15 protein-coding genes are annotated in these 16,133 nt (G+C 61.4%); 2 read left to right on the top strand and 13 right to left on the bottom strand.

Features of this window, described 5'->3' with window-relative positions; genetic code table 11:
• The first annotated feature begins 16 nt into the window (after nucleotides 1–16).
• Complete coding sequence (locus tag RI518_RS06950; protein ID WP_310689688.1) at nucleotides 17–640, top strand: glucose-6-phosphate dehydrogenase assembly protein OpcA; 624 nt, start codon at nucleotides 17–19, stop codon at nucleotides 638–640.
• Between the two features lie 28 nt (nucleotides 641–668).
• Nucleotides 669–1,493 carry a 6-phosphogluconolactonase gene (pgl, locus tag RI518_RS06945; RefSeq protein ID WP_310689687.1) on the top strand — a complete coding sequence of 275 codons (825 nt, stop codon included), beginning with the start codon at nucleotides 669–671 and terminating at the stop codon, nucleotides 1,491–1,493.
• Between the two features lie 15 nt (nucleotides 1,494–1,508).
• Here the strand turns inward: pgl and RI518_RS06940 are convergent, their stop codons facing one another.
• The 13 genes from RI518_RS06940 to RI518_RS06880 all read right to left on the bottom strand — a co-directional run.
• Nucleotides 1,509–1,865 (bottom strand): RNA polymerase-binding protein RbpA, encoded by a 357-nt coding sequence (locus tag RI518_RS06940; protein ID WP_310671035.1) that lies wholly within the window; start codon nucleotides 1,863–1,865, stop codon nucleotides 1,509–1,511.
• A gap of 44 nt (nucleotides 1,866–1,909) precedes the next feature.
• The gene (gene secG, locus RI518_RS06935; protein ID WP_310671134.1) at nucleotides 1,910–2,158 is read right to left on the bottom strand and encodes a preprotein translocase subunit SecG; all 249 of its coding nucleotides are present in this window, start codon (nucleotides 2,156–2,158) and stop codon (nucleotides 1,910–1,912) included.
• A 55-nt stretch (nucleotides 2,159–2,213) separates the two neighbouring features.
• Nucleotides 2,214–3,014 (bottom strand): triose-phosphate isomerase, encoded by an 801-nt coding sequence (gene tpiA, locus RI518_RS06930; protein WP_310671036.1) that lies wholly within the window; start codon nucleotides 3,012–3,014, stop codon nucleotides 2,214–2,216.
• Complete coding sequence (locus RI518_RS06925; protein WP_310671037.1) at nucleotides 3,008–4,219, bottom strand: phosphoglycerate kinase; 1,212 nt, start codon at nucleotides 4,217–4,219, stop codon at nucleotides 3,008–3,010. Before RI518_RS06925 ends, tpiA begins: the two co-directional genes overlap by 7 nt.
• Complete coding sequence (gap, locus tag RI518_RS06920) at nucleotides 4,219–5,229, bottom strand: type I glyceraldehyde-3-phosphate dehydrogenase (protein WP_310671038.1); 1,011 nt, start codon at nucleotides 5,227–5,229, stop codon at nucleotides 4,219–4,221. The genes RI518_RS06925 and gap overlap by 1 nt, the downstream gene beginning before the upstream one ends.
• 47 nt (nucleotides 5,230–5,276) lie before the next feature.
• Nucleotides 5,277–5,903, bottom strand: a complete 627-nt coding sequence (locus RI518_RS06915) for a superoxide dismutase (protein ID WP_310671039.1) — start codon at nucleotides 5,901–5,903, stop codon at nucleotides 5,277–5,279.
• Between the two features lie 73 nt (nucleotides 5,904–5,976).
• Nucleotides 5,977–6,966: a DNA-binding protein WhiA gene (gene whiA, locus RI518_RS06910; RefSeq protein WP_310671040.1), complete on the bottom strand. Its 990-nt coding sequence runs from the start codon at nucleotides 6,964–6,966 to the stop codon at nucleotides 5,977–5,979.
• A 4-nt stretch (nucleotides 6,967–6,970) separates the two neighbouring features.
• Entirely contained in the window at nucleotides 6,971–7,846 is an 876-nt protein-coding gene (gene rapZ / locus RI518_RS06905) for an RNase adapter RapZ (protein WP_310671041.1), read from the bottom strand.
• An 81-nt stretch (nucleotides 7,847–7,927) separates the two neighbouring features.
• Nucleotides 7,928–9,823, bottom strand: a complete 1,896-nt coding sequence (gene uvrC / locus RI518_RS06900) for an excinuclease ABC subunit UvrC (RefSeq protein ID WP_310689686.1) — start codon at nucleotides 9,821–9,823, stop codon at nucleotides 7,928–7,930.
• On the bottom strand, nucleotides 9,820–12,690 hold the full coding sequence (gene uvrA / locus RI518_RS06895; RefSeq protein ID WP_310671043.1) for an excinuclease ABC subunit UvrA: 2,871 nt from the start codon (nucleotides 12,688–12,690) through the stop codon (nucleotides 9,820–9,822). The genes uvrC and uvrA overlap by 4 nt, the downstream gene beginning before the upstream one ends.
• Before the next feature lie 47 nt (nucleotides 12,691–12,737).
• Nucleotides 12,738–14,777, bottom strand: a complete 2,040-nt coding sequence (uvrB, locus tag RI518_RS06890; RefSeq protein WP_310671044.1) for an excinuclease ABC subunit UvrB — start codon at nucleotides 14,775–14,777, stop codon at nucleotides 12,738–12,740.
• Between the two features lie 10 nt (nucleotides 14,778–14,787).
• The gene (gene coaE / locus RI518_RS06885) at nucleotides 14,788–15,438 is read right to left on the bottom strand and encodes a dephospho-CoA kinase (RefSeq protein WP_310671045.1); all 651 of its coding nucleotides are present in this window, start codon (nucleotides 15,436–15,438) and stop codon (nucleotides 14,788–14,790) included.
• A 33-nt stretch (nucleotides 15,439–15,471) separates the two neighbouring features.
• Nucleotides 15,472–16,133: S1 RNA-binding domain-containing protein (locus tag RI518_RS06880; protein ID WP_310689685.1), on the bottom strand; the 662-nt coding region annotated here is incomplete at its 5' end.

Raw genomic sequence — 16,133 nt, 5'->3', positions numbered from 1 at the left:
GCCCAGTGCGAGTTCGCTGCCGGGGTTAGTAAACGGCTTACTACTGCCCGATACCCCGGTGGTGACCTGGTGGCCGGCGCAGTGCCCAGACTGCATGGCGGAGACACCCCTTGGTCAAATATCCCAGCGGCGCATCCTCGACTCGCATTCGCTCGGCCAAGGCATCGAAGGCCTCGAGCGCGTCACCAGGGGCTACCGGCCCGGAGACACCGATCTCGCGTGGGGGCGCATTACGGGGTGGCGCACGCAACTCGCGGCGACCCTCGACTACGTCGATATCGAGAGAGTTGACTCGGTGCGAGTCACCGGCGTCGCCGATAATCCCTCGGTTGCTCTACTCGCCGGTTGGCTCGCGTTGTCGCTCGACCAACCCGTCACTCTCGATCCGAGTGCCCCAGAGGGCATCGGTGGGGTGTATTCGGTGGTACTCACCACCAGCGAGGGCGAGATTAGCCTGGTGCGCACAGACGACCAGACGGTCCTGCTCGGTGTTCCCGGCCAACCCCAATTTCCCCTCCTGCTCCCCCGACGCCATCTCGCCACGCTGTTAGCCGAGGAGCTTCGCCGGCTCGCCCCGGATACGGTCTATGGCCGGGTCCTCGCCGAGGGTGTTCCGCTCCTGCAGGTCGCCGGCAACTAGGGTAAGCAGATGGTAATTCGTCTGCGAGGTGTCCACACTGTCTGACAAACGCGTGGTCGTCGCGGCCACTCCCGAGGAGCTCGCCACTTTGGTGGCGGACAAATTTGTTGTCCGCGCGCGGAAAGTCTTGGAGCGCACGGGCGCGTTTCGGGTCGTATTGACCGGCGGCGGTATGGGCACCAGCGTGCTCCAGGCCATCGCACGTCATCCCAGCGTCCACGCCCTCGACTGGTCTGGCGTCAGCGTGTTTTGGGGCGATGAGCGCTTCGTCGCGGCCGATGACCCCGAACGAAATGACCGGGCGGCGAAGATCGCCCTGCTCGACCAGCTGGGCCTCAAAGACTCTCAGCTGGTGTCTTTTCCCGCAGCAGATCACACCCTGAGCCTGGACGCAGCCGCCGAGCAGGCCAGAGCGGTGCTGCTGGAGCATGGCTCAGCCGGCCAGTGGCCCCACTTCGACCTCGCCTTCGCGGGGATGGGGCCCGATGGTCACGTCTTGAGTGTGTTCCCGGGCTCCCCGTTGGCACTGGTTGATCGTGCCGATATTCGCCCGGTCGCCGATTCGCCGAAGCCACCGGCCCGGCGCCTGACGATGACCATTCCGCTGCTCAATCGCGCCGATCGCGTGTGGATGGTGGTCTCCGGGCCCGATAAGGCCGCCGCATTGGGATTAGCCCTCGCCGGAGCCTCCGTCGCGGAAGTACCCGCAGCCGGTATTCAGGGGCTGAAGTCGACCAAAATTTTCACCGATGCCCAGCTGGCAGACCTGCTGCCGGAAGAATTGGTGCACGCGGAAACCTTCTGGAGCGCCGACGACGAACGAGCCGACTACGTCCCCAAAGCCCTCCGCTGAGGGCGAGATTGAGGCTTAAGCGCGGCCTTTTTTCTGGCGCAGTTTCTCCAACGCCTCGTCGAGAATCGACACCGCTTCTTTCTCGGTGCGTCGCTCTTTCACATACGCGAGGTGGGTTTTATAGGGCTCGTTGATGGCCACCTCTGGCGGGTTGTCTTTGTCTTTGCCCGCGGGCAGGCCGGAGTGTGGCGAGTCGATGATGTCGGGAATTTCGGAGGGGTCGGCCTGAGCAGAAAAGTAGCGGACGGTCTCGTTGCCCATCGCATCCCAGTAGGACACGGCAATACGATCCGCGAGGATTCCACGGTCCTGCTCCCCCATTGGGCCAGAGCCGACTCGGGTACCCCGGATTGCGCTACCACCTGACGACATAAATAGTCCCCTCCTCGTGTGCCCGCACGGGCAAAAAAGCTTTCCTAAATAACGTCGAAGCGCACAAACAGGCCGATCGCCACAATGGACGACACCCACACCAGCGCGACAATGACGGTAATTCTGTTGAGGTTACGCTCGGCAACACCGGAGGAACCCAGGTTGGAGGTCACTCCCCCACCAAACATGTCAGAGAGTCCGCCACCGCGACCTTTGTGCAACAAGATCATGAGGGTCAACAACAGGCTGGTGAGCGCCAGTATCACCTGGAACACCACGTAAATGACTTCCACGATCACCCTTCCTCTTTCGACCAATCACCCAGTGTACGGGGTCCCAGGTGAATACTCAGTCGATTGTCACGTGCTTTTCGAATTGGGCAATCGCCGCAAACTCTTCCGCGTCGAGGCTGGCACCGCCAACCAGGGCCCCATCCACGTCTGCTCCGCGGAGGAAACCGGCAATGTTGCTCGACTTCACCGAGCCACCGTAGAGGATGCGCGTGCGGTCTGCCTGCGCGTCACCGTGGACGTCCCGAATAGTGTCGCGAAGCACCGCACAGACCTCTTGGGCCTGTTCCGCCGTCGCCGGGGTGCCACTACCGATTGCCCACACCGGTTCGTAGGCCACAACAATGTCCGCCTCAGCGGAAATCTCGCGCAACACCGCGCCAAGCTGCGCGACGGGAACGGCACTTTGGCCGACCGTCTCTAGGTCTTCAGCCGTTTCGCCGACGCACAACACGGGAGTGAGCGAGTGTCGAAGGGCGGCCTGAACTTTCGCGACACACACCTCATCGTCTTCCCCGTGGTGTGCCCGGCGCTCAGAATGTCCCACGAGGACGTAGTCGCAGGCCAAAGCTGACAGGAACGCCCCCGAAATGTCACCGGTGTGCGCGCCGGAATCGTGCGGGGAGAGGTCCTGGCCTCCCAGTGAGAACTCGAGCTTGTCCGCGGCAATCAGCGTTTGTACCGAACGCAGGTCGGTAAAGGGAGGGAAAATGGCCACCTCGACGTGATCGGACTGAAAGTTTCGGTCTTTGAGAGTCCACGCCAGTTTTTGCACAAGGGCGATGGACTGCAGGTGGTCCAAGTTCATCTTCCAGTTTCCGGCGATAAGAGCACGCCGATTGTCCCCGCTGGCTACCATCCCAATACGTCCAATCCGGGAAGACTTTTCCCCTCGAGAAACTCTAAACTCGCCCCACCACCGGTGGAAATATGTCCAAACTGGTCGTCGGGGAACCCGAGGCGCCGGATGGCCGCCGCGGAGTCACCGCCGCCCACCACACTCAGCCCCGCCACTGAAGTGAGTGCGGAGGCAACCGCGCGGGTGCCGGCGGCAAACGCGTCGAATTCAAAGACCCCCATCGGGCCGTTCCAAAAGACGGTGCGCGACTGGGAGATTATCTGGGCAAAATGTTCGCCACTCGCGGGGCCAATGTCGAGCCCGAGTGCCGCAGTTCCAGCCGGGCCAGTCTCTAGCGCATCGACCGGCAACACCACCGAGGGTGCATCGGCGGCAAATGACTCGGCCATCACAATGTCACTCGGCAGGACGATGTCGACACCGAGTTGCTCTGCCCGATCGAGATAGCCCTTGACGGTGTCAATCTGGTCTGGCTCCAGCAGACTCGATGCGGTGGGAAAACCGCGGGCCTGAAGCACCGTGAAAACCATGCCACCGCCGATTACCAGTCGATCAACAACCGGCAGCAAGGCGTCAATGACCCCGAGCTTGTCGGAGACTTTGGAGCCGCCAAGCACGACCGTGTAGGGCCGCTCAGGCTCGCTGCGAAGAGCCTCCAACACCTTGACTTCTGCTTCGATGAGCAGGCCGGCGGCAGAAGGCTTCTGGTGCACCAATTCCACGACGCTCGCCTGCGCGCGGTGGACGACACCAAAGCCGTCGCTCACCACACAATCGAGTGGCGCGGCGAGTTCCTCGGCAAAACGGCGCCGCTCTTCGGGGTCCTTCGAGGTTTCTCTCGGGTCAAACCGCAGATTTTCCACCAGGACGATATCGCCCGCCCGGGCCGTGGAAATCGCCGCGGCCACGTCGGGGCCGGTGACCTGATTGACCAGGGTCACCGTGCCCGACCACAGCTCCTGCAGGCGCGCTGCCACCGGGCGTAAGGAGTACTGATCTTCTGGTGCCCCCTGCGGCCGTCCGAGGTGGCTCATCAGGACCAGTGTGGCTCCGGCTTCGGCCAGTGTGTTCAGGGTCGCAAGCGCCGCGTGGATGCGTCCGTCGTCGGTGATGGCCCCGTTTGTCAACGGGGTGTTCAAGTCGAGGCGCACCCCCACCACGGCACCCTCCAGGGAGCCCAGGGAGTCGATTCCGCGCAAATCCACTACTGAAGACGGGCGCCGACGTAACCGGCGAGGTCAACCAGACGGTTCGAGTAGCCCCATTCGTTGTCGTACCAGGAGCTGACCTTGACCTGATTGTCGATCACGCGAAGCAAGCCACCGTCGACAATCGAGGAAAACGGGTCCCCCACAATGTCCGAGGACACGATGGGGTCATCGGTGTAGCGCATGACACCCTTCATGGCCCCCTGGTCCGAGTGGGCGCGGTAGAGCTCCTGGATGTCGTCGACGCTGATGGTCTTGGCCACATCGACGGTGAGGTCGGTGATCGAACCAGTCGGGACCGGAACACGAAGCGCAAAGCCGTCCAGTTTGCCTTTCAACTCCGGCATCACCAGCCCAATAGCCTTTGCGGCACCCGTCGAGGTGGGGACCACGTTGACTGCCGCTGCACGGGCACGGCGCAAATCACTGTGCGGACCGTCCTGGAGGTTCTGGTCAGCGGTATAGGCGTGCACGGTGGTCATGAGACCCCGCTCAATACCGACCGCGTCGTGGAGCACCTTGGCCATCGGAGCCAGACAGTTTGTCGTACAGGACGCGTTGGAGATGATGTGGTGGGCACCGGGGTCGTAATCTTCATGGTTCACACCCATCACCACGGTGAGGTCTTCGCCACTCGCCGGAGCGGAAATAATGACCTTCTTGGCCCCCGCATCGCGGTGGGCCGCAGCCTTTTCGGCGGCGGTGAAAAAGCCGGTTGATTCGATCACAATGTCGACGCCGTGAGCAGCCCAGGGAAGCGCCGACGGGTCACGCTCTGCGTGGACGGCAATCTTCTTGCCACCCACGACCAGGTGGTTACCCTCGACCACCACGTCCTCGGCCAACCGTCCGGATACTGAATCGTATTTCAGGAGGTGGGCGAGAACGCTCGGGTCGGTCAGGTCGTTCACGGCGACAATGTTGATGTCTTGCTCGGAGGCCAGCGCGGCCCGGAAGAAACTGCGGCCGATACGACCAAAACCGTTAATGGCGACGGTTACTGTCATTACTTCTCCAAATGTAGGGGCGAACGAAGGGTCATCACGCGGGGTGGTTAGGACAGGTGCAAGGTCGACCCGCCAGTACTCCGCGCGGCGGCAAACCGGGCGGCGACGTTTTCCCAGTCGACGATATTCCAGAAGGCGGCGACGTAGTCACCCTTCACGTTCTGGTAGTCGAGGTAAAAGGCGTGCTCCCACATGTCCAGTTGAAGAATGGGGGTCGTGCCCTGAGCGGTATTGGCCTGCTGGTCGAAAAGTTGCTGGATGATCAACTGCTGGCCGACCGGATCCCAGGAGAGTACTGCCCAGCCGGAGCCCTGAATACCCATGGCGACGGCGGTGAAATGCGCGGTGAACTTGTCGTAGGAGCCGAAAAATTCGTTGACGGCGGCCTGAATCTCGCCCTCCGGCGTGGCGGGACCGTGGCCTTGCATGTTGGTCCAGAAAATCGAGTGGTTCACGTGACCGCCGAGGTGGAAGGCCAAATCCTTTTCCAACTTGTTGATCGCGCCAAAATTTCCCGATTCGCGGGCTTCAGCCATCTGGGCGAGGGCGTTATTGGCCCCGTCGACATAGGCCTTGTGGTGTTTGCTGTGGTGGAGCTCCATGATGCGCGCAGAGATGTGCGGCTCGAGTGCAGAGTAGTCGTAGGAAAGCTCAGGCAGAGTGTAAGCAGCCATAGTGTCCTTTCTGATTGTGGTCTCTCCAGTCTAGGCAGGAGTCAGACCGGGTGACACCGAATTCACCAAATGGTCAGTAACCGACGTAATCACTGGGGACGTTGGCCAGGGTTCCCGGCACGCCCAACTCTTCAGCGCGCTTATCCGCCATGGCCAGTAGCCGCCTAATCCGCCCGGCCACGGCATCCTTGGTCAGCGGTGGATCCGCGAAATGTCCCAACTCGTCCAAACTCGCTTCGCGGTGATCCAGGCGGAGCCGACCGGCGTAGAGCAAATGCTCGGGGACCGTGTCGCCCAGGAGCTCCAGAGCGCGCTCGACGCGCGCGCAGGCGGCCACAGCGGCCTGCGCAGATCGGCGCAGGTTGGCATCGTCAAAGTTCACGAGGCGGTTGGCATTGGCTCGGACTTCGCGCTTCGCCCGCAGCTCTTCCCACATACCCATCGCATCGGTCGCGCCCATTTCCCGAAGAAGCAGCGACATCGAGTCCGGTTCGCGGACAATCACCCGCTGCGCCATTCGGACTTCACGGGCTTTGGCCTGAACGCTAATGCGCTGAGCCAACCCCACCATGGCAATCGCCGACTCACCGGTCGGGGCCACCAATTCAATCGCCGATGAACGCCCCGGTTCGCTGAGTTGACCGCGGGCGAGAAAAGCTCCGCGCCAGATGGCGGGAACGTCGCCAATGGCGCTCGTCGTGAGTTTATTGGGAAGTCCGCGGACGGGCCGCAGGCGTTGGTCGAGTAACCCCATTTGGCGGGCGAGGATGTCGCCGCCCTGTCGCACCCGGACCACATAGACGGGGTGTTGTCGTTGGGCCGAGGGCTGTAACACGGCCGCGTCGGTGCTAAAACCCAACAGTTCCAAAAGCTCACGGCGAATCTTTTTCGCCGTATCTTTGTGATCGAGTTCTACTTCGACGGCTATCGACCCCGAAATGACGTGCAGACCGCCGGCGAACCGCAGAATAGTTGCCAGTTCGGCGAGCCGGGCTGACTGACTGGGCGCCACAATGCGCACGATGTCGTCCTTCACCGCAACGGTCAACTCGTCAACACTCACCCTGCTACTCCCGTCCTAAATCGCGGTGCTTCACCGACACGCGGACGCTGGGCCATTCTTCGAGCATCCGTCCCACCACTTCGGCCGTCGAGACCGAACGGTGCCGTCCCCCCGTGCAGCCAATGGCGAGCGTGGCAAATCGTTTGTTTTCTTCGCTGTAGCCCTCGAGGACCGCCCGGAGGGCGTCAAGTTGCGCATCGATAAATCCTTGAGCGCGCTCACTGCCCCACACGAAATCCTGCACTTCTGTGTCGAGGCCGGTGCGGTCCTTCAGCTCAGCCGACCAGTACGGATTGGCCAAGAAACGCATATCCCAGACCATGTCGGCATCGGTGGGAAGGCCGTACTTGTAGCCAAAGCTCAACAGCGTGAGGGCCACTCCGGGTGAGCCTTCCTGGGTGAAGCGCTCCCCCACCGAATTGGTGAGCTGGTGGACATTCAGGTCAGTACTGTCGATGACGACGTCCGCGCGCTCGCGGATTGGCCCCATCAGCTCACGTTCCCGGTGAATTCCGTTGAGAAGAGTGCCATCTGCTTGCAGGGGGTGTGGCCTTCTCACCTGCTCGAAGCGGCGCACCAGCACATCGTCACTGGAGTCCAGAAACACGACGGTGACGCCGCCTCGGCTCCCCAGGTCCAAAATCGCTTCGCGAGCGTGGTCAAAAAACTGACCACCCCGAACATCGACCACACACGCCACCCGCTCTAAACCGTGCTCGGGCAGGCTGGCGAGCTCGATGAAGGGTTTGAGCATCTGGGGCGGAAGGTTGTCGACGACGTACCAACCCTGGTCTTCTAAGGCATTGGCTGCGGTTGACCGACCGGCTCCGGACATACCCGTGAGGATTAAGACCTCACCGTTCGAGTCCGCCTGAGTCATGTATTCCGGAGTTCCTTAGATCCTGCGCTGATTAAGCCCATCGTAGTGCCCCGCCTGGGCGCTGGCCTTCGATGTGTGGGGTCACTCACCTGTTGAAGGGTGCAGGTGAGTGTGAATGGTGTGAGCGAGCCTGGCACCCACACCGGGCGCGCGCTGCAGATCATCGCACTCTGCCTGGCGAATCGCCGCGACGGAACCGAAAGTCTTCAGCAGGCTGTTGGCCATGGATTCACCCACGCCGGGAATGTCCACCAGTTCGCTTTTCAGGGACCGCTTCCTCGTTCGACGCTGGTAGCTAATGGCCACCCGGTGGGCTTCGTCTCGCACCCTTTGGAGCAGAAACAGGGCCTCGCTGGAGCGGGGCAAAATCACGGGGAAGTCCTGACCCGGTAACCAGACTTCCTCCAGTCGCTTCGCCAAACCGCACACCGGAATACTGATGCCCACATCCTCCAGAGCACGCTGGGCCGCGTTGACTTGGGGTTGACCCCCGTCGATGACCAGCAAACCCGGTGGATACGCAAACCCGCTCTTCTGCGGGGGCCCATCGGGGGCCTCATCGGGCTCTGTGGCCACCGAACCCTCCTGGAGCCGGCGCAGGCGCCTGCTCACCACCTCGTAGATGCCTTCGGTGTCATCGCGTGGCGAATCGAGGGCGAACTTTCGGTAGTGGTCCTTACGGGGTATTCCATCTTCAAACACCACCATGGAGGCGACCGGGTTTTCACCACCCAGGTGCGAGACGTCAAAACATTCGATTCGCAGTGGTGCCTCCGGCAAATCGAGCGCGTCACCGAGCTCAGCGAGTGCCGCGGAGCGGGCGACCACATCGGTGCTGCGCTGGGAGAGAAAAGACTGCAGAGTTTGGCGGGCATTGATGCGCACCGTTTCGGCCAGAGAGGCCAAGTCACCGCGTTTGGCTACCCGAATGTCCACCCCACCTCGTTCACCACGCTCGACTCGCAGCTCCTGCAGACGCTCAGCCCACACGTCTCGATTATCGGGCAGTTGGGGCACGACCACCACGCGAGCGGGCGGCAGCGAATCGTCGAAGCCATCGCGTAACAGGGTCTCCACCAGTTCCTCTTCGCGGAGCGGTTCGGCACCGTCGAGCACCCAGCCTCGGGCTTGGCGAATTCGACCGGCTCGCACCCGAAACACATAGGCGGCCGCGTGCAACTCATCGGTGGCAATTCCAAAGATGTCGGCATCGACCGCGTCGTCGAGGACCATCGTGTTTTTGACCATGATGGTCTCGATGGCGTCGATGCGATCGCGCAGTTTCGCGGCTTTTTCAAACTCGAGGCTTTCCGCGGCCTGAATCATGTCGTAGCGCAGCGTGTCGAGCACCCGATCGTCTTTTCCGTCCATGAACGCCGCCAAGCCCACGGCCAGCGCTTTGTGCTCCTCCGGGCTCACCCGCTCAACACAGGGCGCCGCGCATTTGCCGATGTCGCCGAGCAGACAGGGGCGAGATTGTCGTTGAGCCCTGCGATAGACGCTCTGAGTGCAGGAGCGCACAGGAAAAGCCCGAAGCAGTGTGGACAGGGTGTCTTTGAGAGCCCAGGAGTTGGCGAAGGGGCCAAAGTACTTGGCGCCTTTAATGTCTTTTCGGCGGGAGAGAAACACTCGGGGAATGTCTTCGGAGACGGTGACGACCAAGTAGGGATACGACTTGTCGTCTCGGAACCGGATGTTGAACTCTGGCTGATACTGCTTGATCCAGGCGTATTCGAGCTGCAGGGCGGCCCGCTCGGTTTGAACCACCGTCCAGTCAATCGACCGCGCGGTGTGGACCATTCTGCGGGTCCGCTCGATGAGACGATCGGGGTTGGCAAAATAACTGGTCACCCGGTTGCGTAAGTTCTTGGCTTTCCCGACGTACACCACAGTGCCGGCCTGGTCAATAAAGCGATACACCCCCGGTTGGGTGGGGATATCCTCCGTGCGCGGGCGCCAGGGGGCAATCACACTCACGGCGCCCTCGTCATCGCCTCTCGCAGGAACCGCCCGGTGTGCGAGGCATCCACACCCGCCAGGTCGGTGGGGGTGCCCTCCGCGACCACCCGGCCTCCGCCAGCGCCACCTTCTGGACCCAGATCAATAATCCAGTCCGCGGAGCGGATCACATCGAGGTTGTGTTCGATCACAATCACACTGTTGCCTTTGTCCACTAACCCCTGCAACACCACGAGCAGCTTTTTCACGTCGTGGAAGTGCAGGCCGGTGGTCGGCTCGTCGAGGACATAAATGGTCCGGCCGGTGGAGCGCCGTTGCAATTCGGTGGCGAGTTTCACGCGCTGTGCCTCACCACCGGAGAGGGTCGTGGCGGCTTGACCCAAGCGCACGTAGCCCAGCCCCACATCGAGCAGAGTGGCGAGAAAGCGGTGAATGGAACTAATCGGTTCGAAAAATCCGGTTGCCTCTTCGATGGACATGTTGAGCACATCGGCGATGGTTTTGCCCTTGTAGTGCACCTGCAGGGTCTCGCGGTTGTAGCGCGCTCCGTGACAGACCTCACAGGGCACATAAACGTCGGGCAGGAAGTTCATTTCGATGGTGATCGTTCCATCACCCGAGCAGTGCTCGCAGCGACCACCCTTGACATTGAAGCTGAAACGCCCGGGCAGGTAACCGCGCATTTTCGCCTCAGCGGTTTCGGCAAACAGGGCGCGGATCTTGTCAAACACCCCGGTGTAGGTGGCGGGGTTTGAGCGCGGGGTGCGACCAATGGGGGCTTGATCGACGTGCACGATTTTGTCTAAGTGGTCCACGCCTTCAATCCGGGTGTGTTTACCGGGGACGTGCCGGGCTTTGTTCAGTCGGTTGGCGAGTGAACGGTAGAGGATGTCGTTGACCAGCGAAGACTTGCCGGATCCGCTCACCCCCGTCACGGCGCACAACACCCCGAGCGGTATGTTCACATCCACGCTTTGCAGGTTGTTCTCCCGCGCCCCGACCACAGTGAGGATTCGATCAGGGTCGGTGGGACGCACATCCCGAGGCTCCACCACCTGCCACTCACCCGAGACGTATTTCGCGGTCAGCGACTTCTTCTCGGAGGCCAACTTGGCGACGGGCCCAGAGTGGACGATCACACCGCCGTGTTCGCCTGCTTCAGGGCCAATGTCGACCAACCAGTCCGCCGTGCGGATGGTGTCTTCGTCGTGTTCGACGACGATCAGGGTGTTTCCGAGATCGCGCAGGGTGACCAGCGTGTCGATCAGGCGCTTATTGTCTCGTTGGTGCAATCCGATGCTCGGTTCGTCCAACACATAGAGCACACCGGTCAAGCCGGAGCCGATTTGGGTGGCCAATCGGATGCGCTGTGCCTCTCCACCGGAGAGGCTGCCTGCATTGCGCGCAAGGGTTAAGTAGGACAGACCCACTTCGAGGAGAAAGGTCAGACGGGCCCTGATCTCGCGGATAATCGGGGCCGAAATCGACTGGTCTTGTTCCACATCCTCGAGAGAGACGATGAAGTCAAAGGACTCGTCGAGGCTCATTTCTGAGACATCCGCGATTGAACGGCCCCCGACGGTAATGGCGAGGACTTCGGGTTTCAGCCTGGCTCCCCCGCAGGACGTGCAGGGCACCTCGCGCAGATATTCGGCGTAGCGTTGCTTGGCCCAATCAGAGTCGGTTTCCCGATATTTACGCTCGATGTAGGGCAGCACTCCTTCGAAACCCGTCGAGTATTTGACGTCCCTGCCGTAGCGGTTACGCCACTTCACCACCACTTCAAAGTCATTGCCCCTCAGCACCGCATCCTGAATACTCTCCGGAAGGTCCTGCCAGGGCGTGTCGAGCGAAAAATCTAAATCGGCGGCGAGGCTTCCTAACAGGTTGGTGAAATAGCCGTAGAGGCCCTTGCCGGCTTGAGTCCACGGCAAAATCGCCCCTTCGGCGATGGAAAGCGCCGGGTCACCGATGACCATCTCGTGATCGACGGCCATCGTGAAGCCCAAACCGGAACACGCGGGGCAAGCGCCAAATGGCGAGTTGAACGAAAACGTGCGGGGCTCGACCTCGCTCAGTGCAACCGGGTGGCCGTTGGGGCAGCTGAGTTTCTCACTCAGTAACCGCGTCGCCTCCGGACCCTCACGGTCGACAAACTGGATAGTGATTGTCCCCTCCGAGAGGCCGAGTGCGGTCTCCAGTGAATCGACCAGGCGGCCGGCGATGTCGTCGCCGGTGACCAGCCGGTCGACCACGACAGAAATGTCGTGTTTCTTCGTTTTGGCGAGCTTGGGCGGGCTGGCCAACTGAATTTGTTCACCATCGACGATCGCTCGTGAATAGCCACTGGCTTGAAGGGTGTGGAATAAGTCCACGAACTCGCCTTTTCGTTGACTCACCACGGGGCTCAGCACCAGGAAGCGCTCCCCCGCCGGATGGGTCATCAGTTGGTCGGCCATCTGCTGCACGGTTTGGCGCACAATGGCCTCACCGCACTCCACGCAGTGGGGTTGACCGGTGCGGGCAAAGAGGAGCCGCAGATAGTCGTGAATTTCGGTAATGGTGCCCACGGTGGAGCGCGGGTTACGGTTGGTGGATTTCTGATCGATGGATACCGCGGGGCTCAGCCCTTCGATGACGTCCACGTCGGGGCGGTCGACTTGGCCCAAAAACTGCCGGGCGTAGGCCGAGAGGGATTCCACGTACCGACGCTGACCTTCGGCAAAAATGGTGTCAAAGGCGAGGGAGGACTTGCCCGAACCAGACAGGCCGGTAAACACAATCAGAGCATTGCGCGGGATGTCCACGTGCACATCCCGCAGGTTGTGCACCCTGGCTCCCTGGACGGAGATGACGTGGTCGCTGTGAGGTTTGACGATAGGCACGGTTTAGTTTAAGTAATCCTCTCTGTACCCGTGGTGAGCGAGGCGGGTTACCGACTGGCGTGTTCGGTCATCTCGCGCAGCTCACGTTTCAACTCGGCGACCTCATCGCGAAGGCGCGCGGCCAATTCAAACTTGAGCTCGGAGGAGGCTTGCATCATTTGGTCGGTGAGCTGCCGGATGAGCGCCGGTAGTTCGTCACTTCCCGCTGCGGCCCGCAGCACCGGTGTCTCAGAGGATTGATCGCCCACCAGCTCGTCGGTATCGGCGCTCTCGCGCACGAGGACGGCGGTGATATCGCCGATTTTTTTGCGCAGTGGGGTGGGATCGATTCCGTGTTCGGTGTTGTAGGCGAGCTGAATCTCTCGACGCCTGGTCGTCTCGGCAATGGCGTAGGTCATCGAGTCGGTCATGGTTTGGGCATACATGTAGACCTCACCGGAAACGTTTCTCGCGGCACGACCGATCGTTTGAATCAGCGAGGTGTGGGAGCGAAGGAACCCTTCCTTATCGGCATCGAGGATCGCCACCAAACTGACTTCGGGTAGGTCTAAGCCCTCCCGCAACAGGTTAATTCCGACCAATACGTCGTAGACCCCGGCGCGCAGTTCAGTCAACAACTCCACTCGCCTTAGAGTGTCTACGTCGGAGTGCAGGTAGCGCACGCGCACCCCGGCGTCATCGAGAAAGTCGGTTAAATCCTCGGCCATTTTCTTGGTGAGCGTGGTGACCAGGACGCGCTCATTGCGTTTACTGCGCAGTCGAATCTGTTCCAACAAATCATCAATTTGGCCGGTCGCGGGGCGCACTTCCACTTTCGGGTCGACAAGCCCCGTGGGCCGAATGATTTGCTCCACCACCCCGTCAGAGACGTCTCGTTCATACTGTGCGGGTGTGGCCGAGAGATACATGCGCTGGCCGGTGCGCTCGAGAAATTCATCGAAGCGCAGCGGTCGGTTGTCCATGGCACTCGGCAAGCGAAAACCGTGTTCGACCAGGGTGCGTTTTCTGGACGCATCACCCTCATACATCCCGCCAATTTGGGGAACCGTGACGTGGGATTCGTCGATGACGGTGAGAAAGTCGTCTGGAAAGTAGTCGAGGAGGCAGTTGGGGGGCTCACCGGGACTTCGGCCGTCGATGTGCCGGGAATAGTTTTCGATTCCCGAGCAAAACCCAATCTGTTCCATCATCTCGAGGTCATAGGTGGTGCGCATCCGAATACGCTGCGCCTCGAGGAGTTTTCCCTGCTTTTCAAACCAGGAGACCCGCTCTTCCATCTCGTCGCGGATGGTTCCAATCGCCCGTTTCATCGTCTCCGGTGAGGCGGCGTAGTGGGTGGCCGGAAACACCGACACGCTCTCGAGTGTTCCCAGGACTTCACCGGTCAGCGGGTGCAGGGAGCTCAGCGACTCGATTTCATCACCGAACATCTCGATGCGAAGCGCAAACTCTTCGTAGACGGGAATAATTTCCACCGTGTCGCCGCGCACTCGGAACGTCCCGCGTAAGAAGGCGACATCGTTTCGCTGATATTGCATCGCGACAAACGCGCGGGCGAGTTGATCGCGCGAAATGCGCTGGCCGACGTGCAACGCGAGCATCGCTTCGAGGTACTCCTCGGCGGCACCCAAACCGTAAATCGACGACACGGTCGAGACGACGATCACGTCTCGTCTCGAGAGCAACGAGTTCGTCGTGGAGTGGCGCAGACGCTCCACTTCGGCATTGACCGAGGAATCTTTTTCGATGAACGTGTCCGTTTGAGGAACGTAAGCCTCTGGTTGGTAGTAGTCGTAGTAGGACACGAAATATTCCACGGCGTTGTGCGGAAACATTTCCCTCAACTCGTTGGCGAACTGGGCCGCGAGCGTCTTGTTGTGCGCCATCACCAGGGTCGGACGCTGCAGCCGCTCCACCAGCCACGCCGTGGTCGCGGTCTTTCCGGTACCCGTCGCCCCCAGCAGGGTGACGTCGGTTTCTCCCGCCTGGAGTTTTCCCGCCAATTGGTCGAGGGCGCGCGGTTGATCACCGCTGGGGGTGTAGTCAGACACGACCTCAAAGGGTCGAAGCGTTCGAGTGGCCTCCACGTGCTCGAGGTTACTCTCCCCGGGTGGGCAATTGCCGGGCAATGGCGTGGAGTTGGTCGGGCCAGTGCTGCCACAGGCCCCTCGCCAGTTCGACAGCTCCCTCCCGGGTGTGCTCCAGCTCGCCACCCGCGTCGAGTGTCACGTCGGCTATGGCGAGCCGCTGTGCGTCCGTTGCTTGCGCGTCTACCCTCTGGTGAGCGGCCTGGGAATCATAGCCACGGTGCTCTCGAAGCCGCTCGTACCGGGTTTCTGCCGGTGCGTGGACGAGCACAACCAGGTCAAACTCCCCCGCTCGGCTCCCTTCGGCCAACAGTGGCACCGCATATACCAGCGGCGTGTCCGGATGGGCGCTCTGGTGCGCCTGAAACAACGCCGTTGAGGCCTCCCAGACGGCGGGATGGACGATGGCATTGAGATCAGCGCGCGCGTGGTCATCCGCGAACACACGCTGCCCGAGGGCCTCCCGGTCGAGACCGCCCTCTGCCGTGATCACTTCAGGGCCGAAACGCTTCTCAATGTCGATCAGAGCGGGCTGGCCGGGCGCGACAACGTCTCGGGCCACCTGGTCGGCGTCAATGACCGTAATTCCCTCCGCACTCAACACGTCGGTGACAGCCGACTTACCCGCCGCAATACCTCCGGTGAGGGCGACAACAGCCATGCGGGCTAGCGACCTGTCTGGCGCGGGACGTGACTACTCGCCGCTACCGGTGAGTTTTTCCCGCAGGGCGGCAAGCGACTCGTCATCGGAGAGGGTTCCGGCGTTTTCTTCCGGGGTGTCCTCGGCGACGGGAGCCTCACCCTGCTCTTCACCCTCTGGCGCCTCGACGGGTTGGATGACCATGGCGGCCATTTCGGCCACCTGGACCTTGTGGGCTTCCCAGCGAGCCTGGGCGGCCGCGTATTCGCGCTCCCAGTTGGCGCGCTGGTCGTCGAAGCCTTCTTTCCATTCGCCGGTTTCGGGGTTGAAGCCCTCCGGGTAGGTGTAGTTACCCGCATCGTCGTATTCGGTGGGCATCCCGTAGAGGGCGGGGTCAAATTCGGTACCCTCGGGGTCGATTCCCTCGTTGGCCTGCTTGAGTGAGAGCGAAATCCGGCGACGCTCCAGGTCGATGTCAATAATTTTGATAAAGACCTGCTGGCCCGCCGAGACGACCTGTTCGGCCAAGTCGATGTGCTTGTCGGAGAGTTCGGAGATGTGGACCAAGCCCTCGATGCCGTCGGCCACGCGGACAAACGCCCCGAAGGGGACCAACTTGGTGACCGCACCGGGCGCGATCTGACCGATGGCGTGGGTGCGAGCAAACAGCTGCCAGGGATCCTCCTGGGTGGCTTTGAGCGAGAGCGACACCCGTT

This window comes from Pontimonas sp., assembly GCF_031581085.1.
Classification (GTDB): domain Bacteria; phylum Actinomycetota; class Actinomycetes; order Actinomycetales; family Microbacteriaceae; genus Pontimonas.
Note: the sequence above shows the minus strand (reverse complement) of the source record. Positions and strands in the feature narration are given on the sequence as shown.